The sequence below is a fragment of the Virgibacillus siamensis genome (assembly GCF_039522605.1).
Classification (GTDB): domain Bacteria; phylum Bacillota; class Bacilli; order Bacillales; family Amphibacillaceae; genus Lentibacillus; species Lentibacillus siamensis.
In genome coordinates this window covers 1-20,695 of the sequence record NZ_BAAADS010000007.1, presented here as the reverse complement: position 1 = coordinate 20,695, position 20,695 = coordinate 1, and the positions used below count along the sequence as shown (strand labels likewise).

Sequence of the window (20,695 nt, the reverse complement as noted above, 5' to 3'; positions counted from 1 at the left end):
CGACGAGCTCTTTATATTAAACTGCAATTACTTAAGTTCTACAGATGCGCCAACTTCTTCAAGCTGACCTTTGATTTCTTCAGCTTCATCTTTAGAAATACCTTCTTTAACTGCTTTAGGAGCGTTATCTACAACGTCTTTAGCGTCTTTCAGGCCAAGACCTGTGATTTCGCGAACTGCTTTAACAACTTTGATTTTAGAATCCCCTGCGCTTTCAAGCACAACGTCAAATTCTGTTTGTTCTTCAGCAGCTTCACCGCCGCCGCCACCGCCAGCAACAGCAACCGGTGCTGCAGCAGTTACTCCAAATTCCTCTTCAATTGCTTTTACAAGATCGTTTAATTCCAATACAGACATTTCTTTAATCGTATCAATGATTTGTTCTTTAGTCATGATTTTGTTCCTCCATTTTCATTTAAGTTTTTATATCCGATATACAAAACGGCTTTACGCGCCTTGTTCTTCTTTTTGATCTGCAACAGATTTTGCTGCATAAGCAAAGTTTCGAACTGGAGCCTGCAATACACTAAGCAGCATTGAAACCATGCCGTCGTAGTTTGGCAGGTCGCCAAGCTCATTAATCTGATCCAGCGTCGCAATTTCACCCTCAATTACGCCGCCTTTAATTTCAAGTGCATCATGTTCCTTTGAAAAACCTTTCAAAATCTTAGCCGGTGCAATCACATCATCATTACTGAAAGCAATAGCAGTCGGACCAACCAGGTTTTCGGAAAGGTCTCCCAATTCAACAGAATCCACCGCACGGCGTGTCATTGAGTTTTTGTAAACCTTAAATTCAACGCCTGCTTCACGCAATTGTTGACGCAACTCAGTGACCTCAGCCACATCAAGACCGCGGTAATCGACCAGCAATGTTGACTGACTGTCACGGAATTTGCCGGCAATTTCCTGTACGAGTTGTTGTTTTTGTTCAATGATTTTACTGTTGGACATTCTTCCACCTCCTGTATTCACATTCATCATACCGGACACATCAGAGTAACTGGCGCAGAAGCCAGGCTCCAACGTCGAAAGCAAAGCCCCCATGCAGACATGGGGGCTTTTAGGTACACGCGAAAACCATATGTTTACTCGTGCATTTATAAAACACCTCGGCGGGATATTAAGCGATCTCTCGCACCTGCTGTCTGCGGTACAACGTATTCAATTTATAACGAGAATCAGTATACCTGAATATCCATTGGTTGTCAACCATTAATTAGCGGCGGTAACCGGAAGCATCTACTTTGATTCCGGGCCCCATTGTTGACGTAATGGAAGCATTCTTCATATATAAACCCTTTGAAGCTTGTGGTTTTACTTTCATGAGTGTTTCGGCCATCGCATCAAAGTTTTCGGCCAGTTTCTCATTATCAAATGAAATTTTACCGATTGGCACGTGGATATTGGCAGATTTATCTACACGGTATTCCACTTTACCTGCTTTGATATCTTGAACGGCTTTTTCCACTTCGAATGTTACTGTGCCTGTTTTCGGGTTAGGCATTAAACCTTTTGGTCCAAGTACACGGCCAAGCTTACCAACTTCAGCCATCATATCCGGCGTCGCAACAATCACATCAAAGTCGAACCATCCCTGGTTGATTTTGTTGATAAGATCCTGCTCGCCAACATAGTCTGCACCGGCAGCTTCCGCTTCGTTTGCTTTGTCGCCTTTTGCAAATACAAGCACGCGCTGTGTTTTACCTGTTCCATGCGGTAAAACCATTGCTCCGCGAATTTGCTGATCTGCTTTCTTTGGGTCAACTCCCAAACGAAAAGCAGCTTCAACCGTTTCGTCAAAATTTGCTTTTGCAGTTTCTTTCAATAAAGCAACTGCTTCTTGCAATTCATATGATTTTGAACGATCAACAAGTTTTGAAACTTCCTGATACCTTTTACTCTTTTTAGCCATTTTGTTTCCTCCTCAGGTTGTGGTTTTAGCGGTAAGACCTCCCACGTATAAAAGCACCCGCTTACGTTGACGCTTTTATAACTAGTGAAAAGGCTGCAGCAGACAGTGCTCACATTCACAGCCATTTCTTCAGTCCTTCAGTATTAGTCTTCAATCGTAATACCCATGCTGCGTGCAGTTCCTTCAACCATACGCATTGCAGCATCCAAATCAGCCGCGTTTAAGTCAGGCATTTTTGTTTCCGCAATTTCCTGAACTTTGTCACGCTTGACGGAAGCTACTTTATTACGGTTTGGTTCACCTGAAGCAGTATCAATTCCGGCTGCCTTTTTAAGCAACACTGCAGCAGGCGGAGTTTTTGTAATAAATGTAAATGAACGGTCTTCAAACACCGTAATTTCAACCGGAATAATCATACCAGCTTGATCTTGCGTACGTGCGTTAAATTCCTTACAGAATCCCATGATGTTCACACCTGCTTGACCCAATGCCGGTCCTACTGGCGGTGCTGGATTTGCTTTACCAGCCGGGATCTGCAATTTAACCAACTTGATTACTTTTTTAGCCACGAGACACACCTCCTTAAAGTCCGTGATGTGGTAATAGGGATGACCCCTCCCACTCATTATTAGCCATTTCCCCCGAAAGTTCGGAGACATAAATAACAAAAGAATTTTAGCATGTATTGATAAAATATGCAAGGTTTTGCTGTGAATTCAGTGTTTTAAAGTATAACATATATTCTCTTAGGACTCTCAGGCCATGTTTGAGGTTTGCATACACAGCAACGTTTCCTACAATTTTTCAATCTGCGAAAAATCAAGTTCAACCGGGGTTTCACGGCCAAACATATTAACATGAACCTTAATTTTCTGCTTGTCAACATCAATATGTTCGATTGTCCCGGTGAAATTAGCAAACGGTCCATCGGTAACCGTGACGTTTTCTTTCAGTTCAAAATCGATTTGTGTGGCCGGCTCGGCAACGCCCATGCGCTTCAGTACTGCGTCTGCTTCATCTGGCAGCAGCGGAGTCGGTTTGGACCCATGTCCGCTTGAACCAACAAACCCGGTAACACCTGGTGTGTTGCGCACTACATACCATGAGTCATCGGTCATCACCATTTCCGCCAGTACGTAGCCGGGAAAGAATTTCTTTTTTACAGTCTTTTTCTTTCCATTTTTAATTTCAGTCTCTTCTTCTTCAGGGACAATAACGCGAAAGATTTTATCTTCCATCCCCATCGTATCCACACGTTTCTCCAAATTCGTTTTTACTTTGTTCTCATACCCGGAATACGTATGAATTGCATACCAGTTCTTTTCCATTTAGACAGGACAAACAGGTTGTCCTTCCCTCCCTTTTGATTAATTTATTGAGTGCCACAATACGCAAAACCGAACGTGCATCCAGCACAAATCAGATGTTTTTGCTTTTTTGAGACGGATTTTCTGGGCAATATTAAAAAACCCGTTAACCCGGGTTTTTAACGAACGATTATTTATTTTCCATTATAGCATATTTACAGGGCTATTATTCAAAATAAATTCAAAATCTGTGTTATACCAAGATCGATAAGTGCAAAAAATATAGCTACAAATGCAACGGTGGAAATAACAGTTATTGTATAGCTTGTCAGTTCACGGCCTTTGGGCCAGCTGACTTTTTTCATTTCCCTTGATACGTTTTTAAAAAACTTAATCAGATTCATTCCTGTACCCCCAAATTCTCCCCGAAACAAAGCTATTTTGTTTCGCGATGCAAGGTATGCTTCCCGCACGTCCTGCAAAATTTGCGAACTTCCAATCGTTCCGGCTGTGAAGCTGCATTTTTATGTGTTGTATAATTTCTGCCTGAACAAATGGAACAAGCCAAAACAACTTTCTTATTCATTAAATCACCCCATTAAAGGGTTTTCACTTATATAAATGTAGCATGGTTAGTATATTGTGTCAATGGAATGTCAAATCGTGACTTCATTTGTCTCAATCAGTTGTTCCAGTTTACGTTTAACGCGTTGAAGTGCGTTATCAATGGATTTTTCATGACGATTTAATTCAACAGAAATCTCCTGGTAGGTTTGTCCATCCAAATATAAATGCAGTACTTTCTTTTCCAACTCGCTTAATAATTCAGATAATTTTCCTTCCATATGTCCCATGTTCTCCCGATTTACGAGCAAATCCTGCGGGTCAATGGATTTTGATCCGGCGATTACATCCAGCAGCGTCCGGTCGGATTCTTCATCAAATATTGGCTTGTCCAGTGAAACATATGAATTAAGTGGAATGTGTTTTTGTCTTGTAGCAGTTTTGATGGCGGTAATAATCTGTCGGGTGACACATAGTTCAGCAAAGGCCCTGAAAGATGAGAGCTTGTCCCCGTCAAAGTCACGAATTGCTTTATACAGCCCTATCATCCCCTCCTGAACAATGTCCTCCTGATCAGCACCAATGATGAAGTAGGTTCTGGATTTTGCACGTACAAAACTTAAGTATTTGGTTATCAGAAAATCAAGCGCCTGACTATTTCCATGATGAATCAACCGAATAACCTCATCATCACCAAGCATTTGCAAACTCTGACTATTTGACTCTATTAGCTTGACACTCACCAAGAATGACCTCCCGACTAATGCTGTCAACATAAACGTATTATACAGTAAGCGCTTCATTATCGTCAATATGCCCCTGCAAAAGGGGGAAGTGAATTGGCTGAAAAAATCAGTTTTAGTCGGCCTCCCTCTACTGACAAGATAGTGAATCACTAGTTTCCACGCCTCCATTTTTCAAACTTTTCCCGTACCTCCTTTTTCAGTGGTATTTTAATATGCGGGCGATCCTTGCTATGTTCATCTATCCTTATCTCTATTTCTCTTTCGATATCCTTCAATTCAATAAATAATTCCCGTGCTGACTTTCGCAGTGCTCCACGACCGAATATGGTCCGTTGTTCCGCAAAGTCCGAGGTAGCAACATACACCTGGTTCTGAACATTTTTCAGCTCTTTAACAAGCTTCTCAATGCATTCATCAGCGGTTTCGTTCTCACGGGTGAAAATGATTTCAATTTTGTACGATTCCCATTTGCTCTCAATCCCTTTTACATAATAGGCATCAAAAACAACAATCACTCTGGCACCAGAGTATGCCTGGTAATCCGCGAGCAATTCAATTAAACGGTCGCGTGCCTGGCCGATATCCTTTTCCTTCAGTCTTTTCAGTTCCTCCCAGTCGCCAATAATATTATAGCCGTCCACAACTACAATATTTTTCATGATCCATTACCTGCCGGAAACCTTCTACGATACACTTCATATAATAAAAGACTGCATGCCACGGACGCATTCAGGGAGGATACATGTCCACGCATTGGAAGGCTTACCGTCCAGTCGCACGATTCCTTAACAAGCCGGCTTATTCCTTTTCCTTCATTTCCGACAACCAATGCAACCGGCAAGTGACCATCCAGCATACGGTAATCCTGCGTTCCTTCCGCCTCGGTGCCAACTACCCAAATATTATTCTTTTTCAACTCCTTAATCGTGGCGGCAATATTGGTAACACGGGTGACAGGAATATGTTCCAGCGCTCCTGCAGCAGTTTTTGCAACGGTTGCAGTCAGACCAACCGACCGTCGTTTCGGAATAATAACCCCGTGTGCCCCGGTGGCATCAGCAGTGCGTAAAATGGATCCCAAATTGTGCGGGTCTTCCAGTTCGTCCAAAATGATGAAGAAAGCTGCCTCTCCCTTTTCGTCTGCCCTTTGGTATAAGTCTTCCAACGAGGCATATTGATAGGAGGCAACATATGCGGCCACACCCTGATGATTCCCGTCCGCAAGCTGGTCCAATTTATTTTTGGGAACCTTCTGTACGATGGTACCCGCTTCTTTACTGAGCTGCTGCAGTCTGCTGAAAGCCTGATTATTTATTTGTTTTGATACCATGACTTTGTTCACCGATCTGCCAGATTGCAATGCTTCGATGACCGGATTTTTACCGATAATTAATTCCTGATCCATTTTAGTCGTTCCTCCCTTCTGCAAACTGTATCGCCCATTCTGTAAGTTCTTTCAAACGGGTTTCATTATCCAGTAGATAGTGGTATCCGATTAATGCCTCAAATGCCGTGCTGTAGCGATACGTCTGTACATCAGTGTTCTTTGGAATGGTTCCTGACTTGGCATTTCGTCCTCTGGATACCACTTTTTCTTCTTCTTCTGACAGAGAATTGTGTTCCAGCCAGTGCAGAATGACAGCTGCCTGTGCCTTGGCTGAGACGAAAGTGATTGCCGAACGGTGCAGCTGATTAGGTTTTACTTTACCAGACCGTAATAAATGCTCCCGAACGTGCACCTCATAGATTGCATCACCCATATAAGCCAAGGCCAGACTCTTCATTTGTTTCACATCAAGACTCATTGCCGCCTCTTTTCCACCTTGTTCCCTGTGGCGTATCTTCCAGAATAATACCCTGGTCTTTTAGCTGATCTCTTATTTCATCTGCCCGGCCGAAGTCACGATTTCTTCTCGCTTCTTCACGTTCCTGAAGCAGCCCTTCAACATCGTCATCAAGCAGCTCTTCCGTCTCGGAAATCGTAATCCCCAATACATCAAGCTGTTCGTCAATCCTGTTGCGAAATGCATCAATAACCTGTTCTGAAGTATGCTCTCCCTGCAAATAAACATTGGCCTCTTTTGTTACATCAAACAAAACTGAAATCGCATTTGCCGTATTGAAATCATCGTCCATCGCTTTTTCAAATTGCGCTTTCAGCCCGCTGATTTTCTCCAGCCATTTATCTGCATCCTTATCCATATTCATGCTTGATTCTTTGCGATGGCCCAGGTTAAAATAAGCCGTCTCAATCCGGCCAAGACTATTTTTTGCACCTTCCAGCAATTCTTCGGTGAAATTTATAGGGTTGTGATAATGTACGCTCAGCATGAAGAACCGGACCGCTTTCGGATCGTGCTGCCGGATGATATCACGTGTCAGCACGAAATTGCCGAGTGATTTGGACATTTTTTCATTATCAATATTTATATACCCATTATGCATCCAGTAATTGGCAAACGGCCTTCCTGTCATCGCTTCCGATTGCGCTATTTCATTTTCGTGGTGCGGAAATGTCAAATCCTGTCCTCCAGCATGAATATCAATGGTTTCTCCGAGATATTTTTTGGCCATGGCGGAGCATTCAATGTGCCAGCCAGGGCGGCCTTGCCCCCACGGTGAGTCCCAGGCGATTTCATTTTCCTTGGCCTTTTTCCACAGTGCAAAGTCAAGTGGATCTTCCTTTTGTTCTCCAACCTGAATCCGTGCACCTGAACGCAATTCATTAATCGACTGGTGTGATAATTTTCCGTATCCGTCAAAGGAGCGGGGCTTAAAATAAACATCCCCATTAACTTCATACGCATGACCTTTTTCAATCAACGATGTGATGAATGTCAAAATATCATCCATTGTTTCCGTTACACGCGGATTATACGTAGCTTCTTTGACACCCAAGGCGCCAATATCCTCCAAATATGCATCAATAAAACGATTAGCCACATCCGGCACCTCATCACCAAGTTCATTGGCTGCTTTAATGATTTTGTCATCAACATCCGTAAAGTTTAATACATAGTCCACATCATAGCCCTTATACTCCAGATACCTTCTGACCGTGTCAAACACGATCGCCGGCCGGGCGTTCCCAATATGAATATAATTGTATACGGTTGGACCGCATACATACATGCTTACTTTTCCTTCTTCAAGCGGCTGAAACGTTTCTTTCTCACGTGTTAACGTATTATAAATGGTTATCGGCATGTATTTTCCCTTCCTTCAGTTCAGCAATTTCTTTTTTCAATTCATCGATTTCTTTTTGCAGGTGATCACACCGGTCTGAAACAGGATCTGGCAATTTGTGATGATCCAGGTTTTTCCGTACCTTCTCACCATTCTGGACGACAATACGCCCCGGTACACCAACAACAGTTGAATGATCCGGCACATCCTTCAATACAACGGATCCGCCGCCTACTTTGGAGCTTTCTCCAATTGTAATAGAGCCCAATATTTTTGCGCCGGTTGATATCATCGCATTGTTCTTTATGGTAGGATGACGCTTTCCCTTTTCTTTGCCGGTGCCTCCCAGCGTGACTCCCTGAAATACAGTTACATTATCACCAATCTCACACGTTTCCCCAATAACAACACCCATGCCATGATCGATAAAAAACCTTCGTCCGATCACCGCACCCGGATGAATCTCAATTCCAGTGAAAAATCTGCTTATTTGTGAAATGGCACGGGCAATAAAAAACAGCCGTCGATTAAAGAAAAAATGAGCGATTCGATGAGTCCAGATAGCATGTAACCCAGAATAAGTAAGGCATACTTCAAAATAAGTCCGTGCGGCCGGATCCTGTTCAAACACTACATCCATATCCTCTTTTAATCTTTTGAAAAACCCCATGACGGTATCCTCCTCTTGATTAGACGTTAGAAAAAGCGCCCCTGTGTATGCACTACACAGAGACGCTTTGGCGCGGTTCCACTCTGTTTGAAGAAATTAAACTTCTCCCAACTTGTTCCCTGATAACGGCAGGGAGCCGCCAGTTACGGGCTCAAAGGTGCATTTCGAAAATATTGCTTAAAATCACTCACAGCCTAGGTGATTCTCTCTGGATAAGCGAATTATTTTCTACTTCTCCTTTTCAACGCTCCATATTGTATTATTACTATATTACACTTTACTGCTGTTGTGAATTATTTAAGCTCCAAGCTTTTTCAACAGGGCATCCAGCCGTTTTAAAATAACGTCTTTTCCAAGCAGTTCGATTGCCAATGGAAGCTCCGGACCATGCGTTTGGCCGGTTGTTGCCACACGAATCGGCATAAACAGCTTTTTGCCGCGATGACCGGTTTCCTTTTGTGTTGCCTTTATTTCTGCTTTAATCGCATCTTTGTTAAAGTCATCCAGATGAATCAGTTTATCGGCAAACACCTGCAGCACTTCCGGAACCTGTTCTTCATTCAGTACATTCATGGCATCTTCATCATAATGGATGGAATCCTGGAAGAACAGTTCAGTCAATTCGACAATTTCCGCACCGTAACGCAACTGTTCTTTATACAGGGCAATCACATTTTCCGCCCATTCTTTTGTCTGTTCATCCATATTTTCCGGCAATTTGCCTGCTTTGATCAGATGCGGCATCGCCAAACCAACCATGCGTTCAGTATCAGCAGCTTTAATATATTCGTTGTTCATCCACTTCAGTTTATTTTTATCAAAAATTGCTGCTGACGTGGATAGACGTTCCGGATCAAATATCTCAATCAGCTTGTCCTGGCTGAAAATCTCTTCTTCGCCAACTGGTGACCAGCCCAGCAGTGTAATGAAATTGAATAGTGCCTCAGGTAAATACCCCAAGTCTCTGTACTGTTCAATAAATTGCAGAATATGCTCATCCCGCTTACTCAGCTTTTTGCGTTCTTCGTTCAGAATCAGGGTCATGTGGCCGAAAGATGGTGCTTCCCATCCGAAAGCATCATAAATCATCATTTGTTTCGGTGTGTTGGAAATATGCTCCTCACCGCGCAGCACATGCGTAATTTCCATCAGATGATCATCAATGGAAACCGCAAAATTGTATGTCGGTGTACCATTCTTCTTCACAATTACCCAGTCTCCGAAATCACTTGATTCAAACGTAATATCCCCGCGGACAATATCGTTAAACGTGTATGACTTATTTTCAGGCACGCGAATCCGGATACTTGGTTTACGGCCTTCCGCTTCAAATTGCGCAATCTGCTCCTCAGTCAAGTTTCTGTGTGCACCGGAATACTTTGGAACTTCCCCTCTTGCACGCTGTTCCTCACGTTCTTTCTCCAGCTCATCCTCCGTCATGTAACACTTATAGGCATGGCCTCTCTCCAGCAACTCATCAACATATTGCTGATAGATATCGAGCCGTTCCATCTGGCGGTATGGTCCGTACGACCCGCCAAGATCAGCACCTTCATCCCATTCAATTCCAAGCCATTTTAAATATTTAAGCTGACTTTCCTCTCCGCCGGCTATATTGCGTTTCGCATCCGTATCCTCAATACGAATAATAAATTTGCCATCAAAATGTTTCGCATATAAATAATTAAACAGTGCTGTACGCGCATTCCCTATATGCAAATTACCTGTCGGGCTTGGCGCATACCGAACACGAACCTGATCAGTCATAAAGGTTCTCCTTTCTATTGAAACCTGGTTAATCATGGATTACTATTTTTTCATATACAGGAAAAGTGATAACACAATAGGTTATCACTTTTCCACCCTCTATAAGTTATACCTTTTTTAGAGTGCTTTTTCAAGTAATTTTGGTTTTGCAAAAATCATACGGCCAGCTGAGGTCTGCAGTACACTGGTAATAAGAACTTCAATTGTTTTTCCGATATATTCGCGCCCTTCTTCCACGACAATCATCGTGCCATCATCCAGGTATGCAACACCCTGATTCTGTTCTTTACCATCTTTAATTACTTGCACGACCAGCTCTTCACCAGGCAGTACAACCGGCTTGACCGCATTGGCAAGATCATTAATGTTCAGTACACTAACACCTTGAAGATCACATACCTTATTCAGGTTAAAGTCGTTCGTTACAACGATTCCGTCAATGACCTTTGCCAATTTAATCAATTTACTGTCCACTTCATGAATTTCTTCAAAATCACCTTCGTAAATTTCAACCTTCACCGGCAATTCTTTTTGAATTCGATTCAGAATATCCAAGCCTCGGCGCCCGCGATTCCGTTTCAGCACATCAGACGAATCAGCAATATGCTGCAGTTCACCAAGGACAAACTGCGGAATAACAATTGTACCTTCTAAAAAGTTAGTCTGACAGATGTCCGCGATTCTTCCGTCAATAATAACACTTGTATCGAGAATCTTAGCTTTTGGCTGATGTTCCTGCTGTGCAGGTTCAGGCTCAGGATCCGATCCTCTTCGCTTATCCCGTTCTTTCCGATTGATGTTAAGCAGGTTAACAAACTCTTCTCTGCGTCTGAAACCGACCTGAAAACCAAAATAACCTAGTAAAATAGTTAAAAATAGCGGTAAAAGCTGTGAAACAATTTTAATGTTGATATCCTGAAGCGTAATATTGATCAAATAGGCAATCACAAGACCGACAATCAGCCCGATACTTCCAAAAAACAAATCCGCCGCCGGCACTTTAATAAGTGCGTCCTCAATCCATCTTAAAAACCCTACGATATAATCCGCAAGCCAGTATGAAAGAAGAAATAAGATAATTGCGCCTATAACTGTACCTAAATAAGGCGACGCTACCCAGCCGGCATTCGTAAAGTCAAGCAACTTAACAATTTCCGGCAAATATAAATATCCAATGGTTCCTCCGGTAATGATAAAAAATAAATATACTATTTTTTTCAGCACCACCATCACCTCCTGTCTATTATTATTGCCCTTATCAATAAAAATAATTCCTAAAATAACTATATGAAAGTGTAAAAAAATTACAATATCAATTAAAGAATAGCATAAATGATAATTAACAGTCAATCTAATAAACAAAAAATTTTAACACAGTCGACAAAAAATGTCAAATTATTATTTTGCCAATTTAGCGTTCAAGACCAACATCCAAGGCCTCCTGTACCGTGTTGACTCCGATTACCTGAACCGAATCCGGCACTGACCATCCGCCAAGGTTTCTGTTCGGGCAAATGACCCGTTTGAACCCAAGTTTGGCAGCTTCCTGAACCCGTTGTTCAATTCGTGCAACACGCCTTACTTCACCGGTCAACCCTACTTCCCCGACAAAAATATCTTCCGGCTTTGTCGGCTGATCACGGAAACTTGACGCAATACTAACTGCAACAGCCAGATCGATCGCCGGTTCATCCAGTTTTACACCACCAGCAACTTTAATATAAGCATCCTGATTCTGCAGCATCAGTCCAACTCGTTTTTCCAGCACTGCCATCAGCAGTGGAATACGGTTTGTATCAATTCCCGTCGCCATTCTTCTTGGGTTGCCGAAACTGGTCGGTGAAATTAATGCCTGAATTTCCACCAGAACCGGTCTTGTCCCTTCCATGGATGCCACAACTGTTGAACCGGCAGCACCCTGCGACCGTTCTTCCAGGAAAATTTCGGATGGATTCATAACTTCCCGCAAGCCTTCTTCCTTCATCTCAAAAATACCCATTTCATGTGTACTGCCAAATCGGTTCTTGACGCCGCGCAAAATACGATAAACATGGTGGCGTTCGCCTTCAAAGTACAGTACCGCATCCACCATATGTTCCAACAGCCTTGGCCCGGCAATTGCCCCCTCTTTCGTAACATGCCCCACAATAAAAATAGGAATACCGTGCCCTTTGGCTATTTTCATCAATTCGCCCGTACATTCACGAACCTGTGAGACACTGCCTGGAGCGCTGGCTACTTCTTCACGAAAAATCGTCTGAATCGAATCAATAACAACAAATGATGGCTTTATCTGATTAATCTGGTTCGCTATATCCAACATGTTCGTTTCCGCAAGTACATATAACAAATCCGATTTAACCCCAAGTCTATCTGCACGAAGCTTTGTCTGGCGCGTTGATTCTTCACCTGATATATACAACACCGGCAATTGTTTATCAGCAAGCTGGGATGAAATCTGTAAAAGCAGGGTTGATTTGCCGATGCCGGGATCGCCCCCGATTAACGCGAGTGAACCCGGAACAATCCCGCCACCGAGAACACGATTGAATTCCTTCATCGACGTCGTGATTCGGGGCTCCTCCTCCGTTTCAATCGCCGTGATGCTTTCCGGCTTACGGGTAGCATTATTGTTTCCGCCAAGTGTTTGTCCGCTTCGCATTGTCGATGCTTCTATTTCTTCAACTAGTGTGTTCCAGTTACCACATCCGGGACATTTCCCCATCCATTTTGCGGATTCATATCCACAATCCTGACACACATATTTCGTTTTACGTTTGGCCAAGTTCATCCAACCTTTCCCTGTATCTATCATTATATACGATTTACCTGATATGAAGGTTACGGATTTCTATCATTTTCATAGTATAAATTACATATTTATGCCACATCGCCGATATGGTGCATCTTTTAAGGTTTTTCACTATTACACCGCCCGAAAATCTGGACGGTGCAAATGTGAAATTAAATTATCTTTTCACCGCCAAACAATAATTCACATTATCAAACGCCGTCATTTGATGTTGCGGATAAGCCTCGTTATATTTTTTGAAAAAACGCTCCGTAATTTCATCCGGCGTCAAATGTTCATAAATCAAGAATGAGTTATCGGCTAAAAGCTTTTCCATCTCCAGATACGAATAACTAGCGTACATTTTTTCGTTCGCTGCCTCCGCAATCGCCACTTGTTTTTTGGTTCGTTCACCAGCGTTTTCTGTATAGGTATTCTCATCAGGATAGTCGAAAATAACACTGCTGCCTTTTGGTATATACTTCGATAACACTTGAACGACTCCACTAAAATTTTCTTTGGACAAATAGTAACTGATCCCCAACAAACTGCAAAAACTGTTTTTGTTTTGATCAAATGCCTTACAATCAAACAAACGACTCTGCCAATAGTCTTTTTCAAAATCCACAGCTACATAGTGTAAGTTTGCAGGCCTTTGCTCAGCTATATCATGAACGCGTTTTTGCTTGTCCGCAATCATATCCGGATGGTCTAACTCAAAAACTTCGATATTTTCTGCCCAGTCAGGTTGACGATAGGCAAACGTATCGTATCCCGCAGCAAAAATTAAATATTGCTCTGCACCAATTTTCACGGCATTTTCAAGCATCTCTTCAGAAAATGCAGCCCTCCCAAGTGGAGAAGGAGATAATTGATTATCTACGACCCACTGTAAAGCTTTATCTTCTGTTCCATCAAAAGACGGATTAAAGAAATCAATGCCTTTGGACATATAGCCAGCAATTTGATTGTATTCTTGCCTTGTTAAAACTTCCTTAGCTAAATAATCATCAAATATTTTTATTTCTTTTTGCTTAGAATGATGCGCTCGAGCAAAGGCACTTACAAGTGCAGTCATACTTTTTTGTTCCATATTTTCATCACCTCTATTACTTAATACACCCTTTACAGGTGCATAACAAGGCTTGAATTTTTATCCATTTTGTGGTAATGTAAAATAAGAGATAAAATAAAATTTTGTAACAGCAAACCAAATTTAACCCCGCTGAAAAGTAAGAATTAAGACACTCCAATCCACCAACAGTTTAAAATTAGTATTTTTAATTAAATAAACCTCTATCAATTAAATTTGCAGTTACTGGCTTTCGCCCAATTTCACGTGACCACACAGACAATTGACCGATATGATGGATTTCATGGGCAATGACATGACGCATGATTTCGCCGTATCGAAAGCTGAACGTCTCACCATTGAAATCAGTTTCGATAAGTTTCCGATATTCCATTTCGCTTGTCCAGGATCGTACAAAAGGCTCTATTTCTATATTCAACATCCACAATGTGAAAAAGCGTGTACATAATACTCCCAATTCCACCTATCCGTTTTTTTAATAATTCTTCTTCCGGTAGTGCTTCACACCATGTAAACCAGTCATCACGAACTTGCCAATTATATTCAAATAATTTCAGCATAACAAACTACCTCCATCGAATTTTAATACATTGGTCTTATAATATGTTCGACAATGAATCCTTTAAATCCTGTTAAATGGCTTTTACCATTTATAAATTCCTTCCAACAGCAGCAATATTTATGAAAAGAGCCTACATTAAAAAAATAAAAGCTGGTTGAATTGTTTCTTCCAGCTTTCATAAGGGGTTTACAACTATAAAGGTATTGTTGCTGCACACCCGCAGCGGCCGTACACTTTGCTTTGAGCATGAATGTTAGTGCAAGCGAAGTGTAATCAGGCCGCGGGATTTGCAGCAGCAATTCCTATGATAAAATCATAAAATCTCCCTTGTTCGTTAATCCTATTTTCACTTTTTCACCTTTGGAAATGGTTTCTTTGAGTAACTCCTCCGACAGCAAATCCTCAATATTTTTCTGAATCGACCTGCGCAACGGCCGGGCACCGTATTCCGGATCAAACCCTTCATTGGCAATCTTATCAACCGCTTTGTCTGTCAGGGTGAATTCAATCTCCTGCTCCTTCAAGCGGCTTTGCAATTGCTTAATCATCAAGGAAACAATATCTTTCATATGTTTCCGTTCCAATGAGTGGAATACAATTGTTTCATCAATACGGTTCAGGAACTCCGGACGGAATGCTTTTTTCAATTCATCCGTAACTTTGGTTTTCATATTTTTGTAATCCATATTTTCATCACCCAGATTAAAGCCGACATATTTATTCCGCTTCAGCTCATTGGCACCGACATTGGACGTCATAATCAGGACGGTATTGCGGAAATCAACCACACGCCCCTTGGAATCGGTCAGACGGCCGTCTTCCAGAACTTGTAATAAAATATTAAACACTTCAGGGTGTGCCTTTTCAACCTCATCCAGTAATACGACGGAATAAGGTTTTCTCCGCACTTTTTCGGTAAGCTGCCCGCCTTCATCATAGCCAACATAACCTGGAGGCGAACCAACTAAACGTGAAGTCGAGTGTTTTTCCATGTATTCGGACATATCAATTCGAATCATTGCCTCCTCATCGGAAAACATCGCTTCCGCTAATGCTCTGGCAAGCTCGGTTTTCCCGACACCGGTAGGCCCGAGAAAAATAAATGAACCAATCGGACGTTTTGGATCCTTCAAACCTGCACGAGCACGACGAATCGCTTTGGCAACAGCATCAACTGCTTCTTCCTGGCCAATCACACGGTTATGCAACGTATCTTCCAAATTCAGGAGACGCTCACTCTCTTCTTTCGTTAACTGGGAAACTGGGACACCAGTCCAAACAGATACAACTGTGGCGATATCTTCTACAGTCACTTCAGACGTTTCCTGTCCCTGTTTTTCCTTCCATTCATTTTTCGTTTCCTCAACTTCCTCACGCAGTCGCTGTTCGGAATCTCTTAATGATGCCGCTTTTTCAAACTCCTGGCTCTGAACGGCCGAATCTTTTTCCTTTCTGACTTCTTCCAGCTTCTCCTCCAGTTCCTTCAGATTCGGCGGAATGGTGTAGGAACGCAAACGAACCTTGGACCCCGCCTCATCGATTAAATCGATTGCCTTATCCGGTAAGAAACGATCGGTGATGTACCGATCAGATAAGTTCGCAGCTGCTTCAACTGCATCATCCGTAATCGTTACTCTGTGATGTGCTTCATAACGGTCACGCAGTCCTTTCAGAATCTGAACGGTTTCGTCCAATGATGGTTCATCCACCTGAATCGGTTGAAAACGGCGCTCTAATGCTGCGTCTTTTTCAATGTACTTACGATATTCATCGAGTGTAGTCGCCCCGATACACTGCAATTCACCACGGGATAATGCCGGTTTCAGTATGTTGGATGCATCAATTGCTCCTTCTGCACCACCTGCTCCAATCAGCGTATGCAGTTCATCAATAAACAGAATAATATTACCGGCCTGACGGATTTCCTCCATCACTTTTTTCAGACGATCCTCGAACTCGCCGCGGTATTTTGTACCGGCTACAACAGTCCCCATATCAAGGGTCATTACACGTTTATCACGTAAAATTTCCGGGATTTCATTATTGACAATCTGCTGAGCTAACCCTTCAGCCACTGCCGTTTTACCAACACCAGGCTCCCCAATAAGCACCGGGTTATTTTTTGTACGACGGCTCAGCACTTGAATAACACGTTCGATTTCCTTGCTGCGGCCAATAACCGGATCGATATTTCCTTCTTTTGCACTTACCGTTAAATCTCTGGCAAGAGAGTCCAATGTGGGAGTGTTCGCATTCGATGTCTGCGCTGCACGACCCTGGCGACCAGCCTGTGACTCATTACTTCCCAGGAGCTGCAGCACCTGCTGACGCGCTTTATTCAGGCTGACACCAAGGTTATTCAACACCCTTGCTGCTACACCTTCTCCCTCACGGATTAACCCAAGCAAAATATGTTCTGTTCCGACATATGAGTGACCGAGCTTGCGAGCCTCATCCTGCGACAGTTCCACTACTTTTTTGGCACGCGGTGTATAATGAATCGTCTGCATCGGCTGTTTGCCCACGCCTATCAGTTTCTCCACTTCTTCCTGAATTTTGGAAACCTCAAGCCCTAATGATTGCAAGGCTTTCGCGGCGATTCCATCTCCTTCTCGCACCAAGCCCAGTAATACATGCTCTGTGCCGATATTATTGTGACCCAGTCGAACTGCTTCCTCCTGGGATAACGCCAATACTTTTTGTGCTCGTTCCGTAAATCGTCCAAACATCATATCCAATTTCCTCCAATCTATTTCTCTAACTGCAATCTTTCACGAATAAGCGATGCACGTAATACATCCCGTTCATTCGATGATAACGTTTTTCCTGCATATTGCTGTAAAAATCCTGGTTGTGTTAATACCATTAGTTCATTAAGTATATTATGTGAAACCTGGTTGATGATTCCCAGGTCAATTCCCAAACGTACATTTGATAAACATCTGGCAGCTTCCTTCGATTCAATAATGCGGCTGTATTCCAGAACACCAAACGAACGGAAAATTCTGTCCTCCAGGTTGATCCCGGATCGTTTCATAATCTGCTGGCGCGCTTTCCGCTCATGTTCGATTAATTGGTGAACAACACTCTGTAAATCTTCTACGATATCTTCCTCTGATTTGCCAAGCGTAATCTGATTGGAAATCTGAAAAATATTACCGACTGCATCACTGCCTTCCCCGTAAATTCCCCGAACAACAAGGCCAAGCTGATTGATTGCTGGAATCATCCGGTTAATTTGCTGGGTTAACGCAAGCGCCGGCAGATGCATCATGACCGATGCACGCATTCCGGTACCAACATTTGTCGGACAGCTGGTCAAATATCCCCATGTTTCATCAAATGCAAAATCTATTTTTTCCTCCAGCCAGTCATCAAACTCAAATGCTTTTTTGAGCGCCTTATTCAATTGAAGACCAGGAAAATAAAGCTGAACCCGCATATGATCTTCTTCATTGACCATAATTGACACCTGCTCATTTTTTGATATCAGAACAGCTGATGTGGAGTCATGCTCTGCCAGGTGGGGACTGATCAGATGCTTTTCAACCAATACCCGTTTTTGGACGGCGGTCAGATTTTTTAACGGAATAAATTCAAAGTCCTCATAATCCTGAAACGTCTGATGCGCATATTGTTCTTCCATAAAAGTACTGATTTGATTAAGATTATCCTCTTTCGACAAAACAGGGTATGCGTACGATGCAAAATTTCGGGCAAGCCGGATCCGGCTGCTTAGGACAATATCACTGTCCGGACCTTCTTCTCGCATCCACGGACTTATTGCCTCGTTCATAAAGTGCTGTAGGGTCATGAGTTTTCACCCCGCTTTTGATTTTCCAATTCTTTAATCTTATCCCTGACTTTTGCTGCTTCCTCAAATGCTTCATTCTTTATCAGGCGCTGCAATTCTTCCTTGTGGGATTCGATTTGTTTTTTGGTTTGCAAATCGCCGCCTTTTCGCTGCGGAATTTTTCCGTTGTGGCGAGTGTTTCCACTGTGAACTCTTCGGAAAATAGAATCAAGCCGATCAGAAAACGCATGGTAACATTCCGCACATCCGAATTTACCGACCCGTTTGAACTCCGTAAAGGTCATTCCGCATTGCGGGCACTGCAAATCCTCTTTCTGTTTATAGGGAGTGTTTTGCGGACTTTCCATTGATGGTACATCAAAATTAAATAACCCTGTCAGTAAATTGTGAAGCGAATATCCATCATCCGGATACGTCATATATCCTTTCTCGTGTGCACACTTTTCACATACATGCACTTCCGTTTTATTACCATTTATCACTTGTGTAAAATGAAGTGTGGCTGTACGATTGTGGCACTCTTGGCATTCCATACATCCTCCCCCTTTACTCTTCCCTATTTAAATATTTCAGTGTTGACAGCATAGCAGTCATCACTCGGGCACGCACTTCATCACGCAACGGTAATTGAAACGCCAATGTTTTTCGGTCAATCACGCTTAACATGATCTTCGCCTCACGTTCTGTAATCAATTGCTCTTCCATCAATCGTTCCAATACGTCCAAAGCGGCGTGCTGTGTAAGCGCGGGATTGATCATTTCAATGATATCGTCAATTAATTCAGCTTTATCCTGATGCTTGATGCGAATAATGCGGATATACCCGCCTCCACCTCGTTTACTTTCCACTATATACCCTTTTTCCACTGTGAAGCGGGTATTAATCACGTAATTAATTTGTGATGGCACACATTGAAACTGGTCTGCTATTTCACTTCGCTTTATTTCGATTGATTCCTGCCTGGCAGCCTCTAAAATTTTTTTTAAATGTTCTTCAATGATGTCTGAGATGTTACTCATTTGCCCTCCTCCTCTTGAGCACTCATCAGTAATTTGCACTATACCGTTTTTGACTTTGACTATCTTTGACTATGTAATTATTATACGGTAAAAATTCGACGATGAAAAGCACTAAGTTCTATACTTATTTTAGACAAAATCGAACGGAATGAAACATACGGGTCAGAAACATAGAATGAATTATCAGGTTCAGCTTGTATTATAAATTATGTGAATAACGTGTGCTCTTTTGGATGCCGGGAAAGAACAACCGGCTTTTTTAAAAGAATACCCATGCAGCAATTGGAATATGAAGCTTCCCAGGTAATACAACAGCTTGAAACAAAGACCCTGCGTGATGTTACGCAAGGTCTTTCTCATTTTCGTTCCGTAATATTTTTCACATGTTCCAGCTTCGATATCTCTGAAAACAAAAGCATACGATCCAATTTAGGATCATGATTGATCTTTATAAAAATATTTTGCAGGTTAATATCTTCTTTTTCAATTTCCACTTGGTTGATACTTAACTGAAAAGATTCAAATATGGAAATAACTTTTTCTATTTTCAAATTAGAAAAGGCAACAATTTCAATCAGATCAGAAGAACGGCCCTTCGAGAACATTTTTTCAATGTTGTTCAAAAAAACAAGGCTCAGTAATATAACAAAAGTCGTAAATACTGCAGCCGCATACATCCCGGCACCGACTACAAGACCCAAACCGGCAACCGCCCATATGGAAGCAGCAGTTGTTAATCCGCGAATAGTCATACCATTAACAATAATCGTACCTGCTCCAAGAAAACCAATTCCACTTATAACATACGAGGGGATACGCGCCGGATCAAAACGGATATTATCATACTCATCAATAAATGCTTCAAACCCATACAATGACAAGAGCATCATTAAGCATGAACCCACACCTACCAGAATGTGCGTGCGAAAGCCGGCTGAATGTCGTTTTAATTCCCTTTCAAAACCAATCAGGCCGGATAACAGCAGGGCTATTAACACCCGTATCATTATCGTAAAAAAATGCCCACCGAGTAGTTGTTCAATCATATCATCCATTCATTTTATCTCCCCTTGCAACATAACATTGGATATTATTTATATCCTATTTTAATTATGGTCCTTTGTAAAATATATGCCATTCAATATAAAAAAATCCGGAATACGATATTGTATCCCGGATTTTCCCATTTGCCTGGCGGCGTCCTACTCTTGCAGGGGCAAAGCCCCAACTACCATCGGCGCTGGAGAGCTTAACTGCTGT

General features: G+C 42.3%; 22 protein-coding genes, 1 pseudogene and 2 other annotated features. All 23 genes and pseudogenes read right to left on the bottom strand.

Going from position 1 to position 20,695, the window contains the following annotated elements; all coding sequences use genetic code 11:
• Window positions 1-27: 27 nt before the first annotated feature.
• Window positions 28-393, bottom strand: a complete 366-nt coding sequence (rplL, locus tag ABD010_RS05765; protein ID WP_343811107.1) for a 50S ribosomal protein L7/L12 — start codon at window positions 391-393, stop codon at window positions 28-30.
• 54 nt (window positions 394-447) lie between these two features.
• Window positions 448-954, bottom strand: coding sequence for a 50S ribosomal protein L10 (gene rplJ / locus ABD010_RS05760; protein WP_343811105.1), 507 nt, complete (start codon window positions 952-954; stop codon window positions 448-450).
• Between the two features lie 70 nt (window positions 955-1,024).
• Window positions 1,025-1,172: a sequence feature (ribosomal protein L10 leader region), on the bottom strand.
• A 47-nt stretch (window positions 1,173-1,219) separates the two neighbouring features.
• Complete coding sequence (gene rplA / locus ABD010_RS05755; protein ID WP_343811104.1) at window positions 1,220-1,915, bottom strand: 50S ribosomal protein L1; 696 nt, start codon at window positions 1,913-1,915, stop codon at window positions 1,220-1,222.
• Window positions 1,916-2,058: 143 nt separating this feature from the next.
• On the bottom strand, window positions 2,059-2,484 hold the full coding sequence (gene rplK, locus ABD010_RS05750) for a 50S ribosomal protein L11 (RefSeq protein WP_343811103.1): 426 nt from the start codon (window positions 2,482-2,484) through the stop codon (window positions 2,059-2,061).
• A gap of 225 nt (window positions 2,485-2,709) precedes the next feature.
• Window positions 2,710-3,243, bottom strand: a complete 534-nt coding sequence (gene nusG, locus ABD010_RS05745; RefSeq protein ID WP_343811101.1) for a transcription termination/antitermination protein NusG — start codon at window positions 3,241-3,243, stop codon at window positions 2,710-2,712.
• Window positions 3,244-3,452: 209 nt separating this feature from the next.
• Window positions 3,453-3,626 carry a preprotein translocase subunit SecE gene (gene secE / locus ABD010_RS05740; RefSeq protein WP_343811099.1) on the bottom strand — a complete coding sequence of 58 codons (174 nt, stop codon included), beginning with the start codon at window positions 3,624-3,626 and terminating at the stop codon, window positions 3,453-3,455.
• Window positions 3,627-3,658: 32 nt separating this feature from the next.
• A complete protein-coding gene (gene rpmG / locus ABD010_RS05735) occupies window positions 3,659-3,808 on the bottom strand; it encodes a 50S ribosomal protein L33 (protein WP_343811097.1) in 150 nt (49 codons plus the stop codon).
• Window positions 3,809-3,878: 70 nt separating this feature from the next.
• A complete protein-coding gene (gene sigH / locus ABD010_RS05730; RefSeq protein WP_343811096.1) occupies window positions 3,879-4,529 on the bottom strand; it encodes an RNA polymerase sporulation sigma factor SigH in 651 nt (216 codons plus the stop codon).
• 152 nt (window positions 4,530-4,681) lie between these two features.
• The gene (locus ABD010_RS05725) at window positions 4,682-5,191 is read right to left on the bottom strand and encodes an NYN domain-containing protein (RefSeq protein ID WP_343811094.1); all 510 of its coding nucleotides are present in this window, start codon (window positions 5,189-5,191) and stop codon (window positions 4,682-4,684) included.
• Entirely contained in the window at window positions 5,188-5,937 is a 750-nt protein-coding gene (rlmB, locus tag ABD010_RS05720) for a 23S rRNA (guanosine(2251)-2'-O)-methyltransferase RlmB (RefSeq protein ID WP_343811092.1), read from the bottom strand. Before rlmB ends, ABD010_RS05725 begins: the two co-directional genes overlap by 4 nt.
• 1 nt (window position 5,938) lies before the next feature.
• Window positions 5,939-6,337 carry a Mini-ribonuclease 3 gene (locus tag ABD010_RS05715; protein WP_343811090.1) on the bottom strand — a complete coding sequence of 133 codons (399 nt, stop codon included), beginning with the start codon at window positions 6,335-6,337 and terminating at the stop codon, window positions 5,939-5,941.
• Window positions 6,327-7,739, bottom strand: a complete 1,413-nt coding sequence (gene cysS, locus ABD010_RS05710; protein ID WP_343811088.1) for a cysteine--tRNA ligase — start codon at window positions 7,737-7,739, stop codon at window positions 6,327-6,329. Before cysS ends, ABD010_RS05715 begins: the two co-directional genes overlap by 11 nt.
• Window positions 7,720-8,388 carry a serine O-acetyltransferase gene (cysE, locus tag ABD010_RS05705; protein ID WP_343811086.1) on the bottom strand — a complete coding sequence of 223 codons (669 nt, stop codon included), beginning with the start codon at window positions 8,386-8,388 and terminating at the stop codon, window positions 7,720-7,722. Before cysE ends, cysS begins: the two co-directional genes overlap by 20 nt.
• A 55-nt stretch (window positions 8,389-8,443) precedes the next feature.
• Window positions 8,444-8,642, bottom strand: a binding site (T-box leader).
• Window positions 8,643-8,685: 43 nt separating this feature from the next.
• Window positions 8,686-10,155 carry a glutamate--tRNA ligase gene (gene gltX, locus ABD010_RS05700; protein WP_343811084.1) on the bottom strand — a complete coding sequence of 490 codons (1,470 nt, stop codon included), beginning with the start codon at window positions 10,153-10,155 and terminating at the stop codon, window positions 8,686-8,688.
• Window positions 10,156-10,272: 117 nt separating this feature from the next.
• Complete coding sequence (locus ABD010_RS05695) at window positions 10,273-11,379, bottom strand: PIN/TRAM domain-containing protein (RefSeq protein WP_343811082.1); 1,107 nt, start codon at window positions 11,377-11,379, stop codon at window positions 10,273-10,275.
• Between the two features lie 187 nt (window positions 11,380-11,566).
• The gene (radA, locus tag ABD010_RS05690) at window positions 11,567-12,940 is read right to left on the bottom strand and encodes a DNA repair protein RadA (protein ID WP_343811080.1); all 1,374 of its coding nucleotides are present in this window, start codon (window positions 12,938-12,940) and stop codon (window positions 11,567-11,569) included.
• 184 nt (window positions 12,941-13,124) lie between these two features.
• Complete coding sequence (locus tag ABD010_RS05685) at window positions 13,125-14,039, bottom strand: class I SAM-dependent methyltransferase (RefSeq protein WP_343811078.1); 915 nt, start codon at window positions 14,037-14,039, stop codon at window positions 13,125-13,127.
• A gap of 187 nt (window positions 14,040-14,226) precedes the next feature.
• Window positions 14,227-14,599 (bottom strand): annotated as a pseudogene (locus ABD010_RS05680) (DinB family protein).
• A gap of 304 nt (window positions 14,600-14,903) precedes the next feature.
• Window positions 14,904-17,333 (bottom strand): ATP-dependent protease ATP-binding subunit ClpC, encoded by a 2,430-nt coding sequence (gene clpC / locus ABD010_RS05675; RefSeq protein ID WP_343811076.1) that lies wholly within the window; start codon window positions 17,331-17,333, stop codon window positions 14,904-14,906.
• Between the two features lie 17 nt (window positions 17,334-17,350).
• Complete coding sequence (gene mcsB / locus ABD010_RS05670) at window positions 17,351-18,415, bottom strand: protein-arginine kinase McsB (RefSeq protein WP_343811074.1); 1,065 nt, start codon at window positions 18,413-18,415, stop codon at window positions 17,351-17,353.
• Window positions 18,412-18,948, bottom strand: coding sequence for a protein-arginine kinase activator protein McsA (gene mcsA / locus ABD010_RS05665; protein WP_343811072.1), 537 nt, complete (start codon window positions 18,946-18,948; stop codon window positions 18,412-18,414). The genes mcsB and mcsA overlap by 4 nt, the downstream gene beginning before the upstream one ends.
• A 13-nt stretch (window positions 18,949-18,961) precedes the next feature.
• Window positions 18,962-19,435: a CtsR family transcriptional regulator gene (locus tag ABD010_RS05660; RefSeq protein WP_343811070.1), complete on the bottom strand. Its 474-nt coding sequence runs from the start codon at window positions 19,433-19,435 to the stop codon at window positions 18,962-18,964.
• Between the two features lie 356 nt (window positions 19,436-19,791).
• A complete protein-coding gene (locus tag ABD010_RS05655; RefSeq protein ID WP_343811068.1) occupies window positions 19,792-20,490 on the bottom strand; it encodes an MgtC/SapB family protein in 699 nt (232 codons plus the stop codon).
• Window positions 20,491-20,695: the final 205 nt, after the last annotated feature.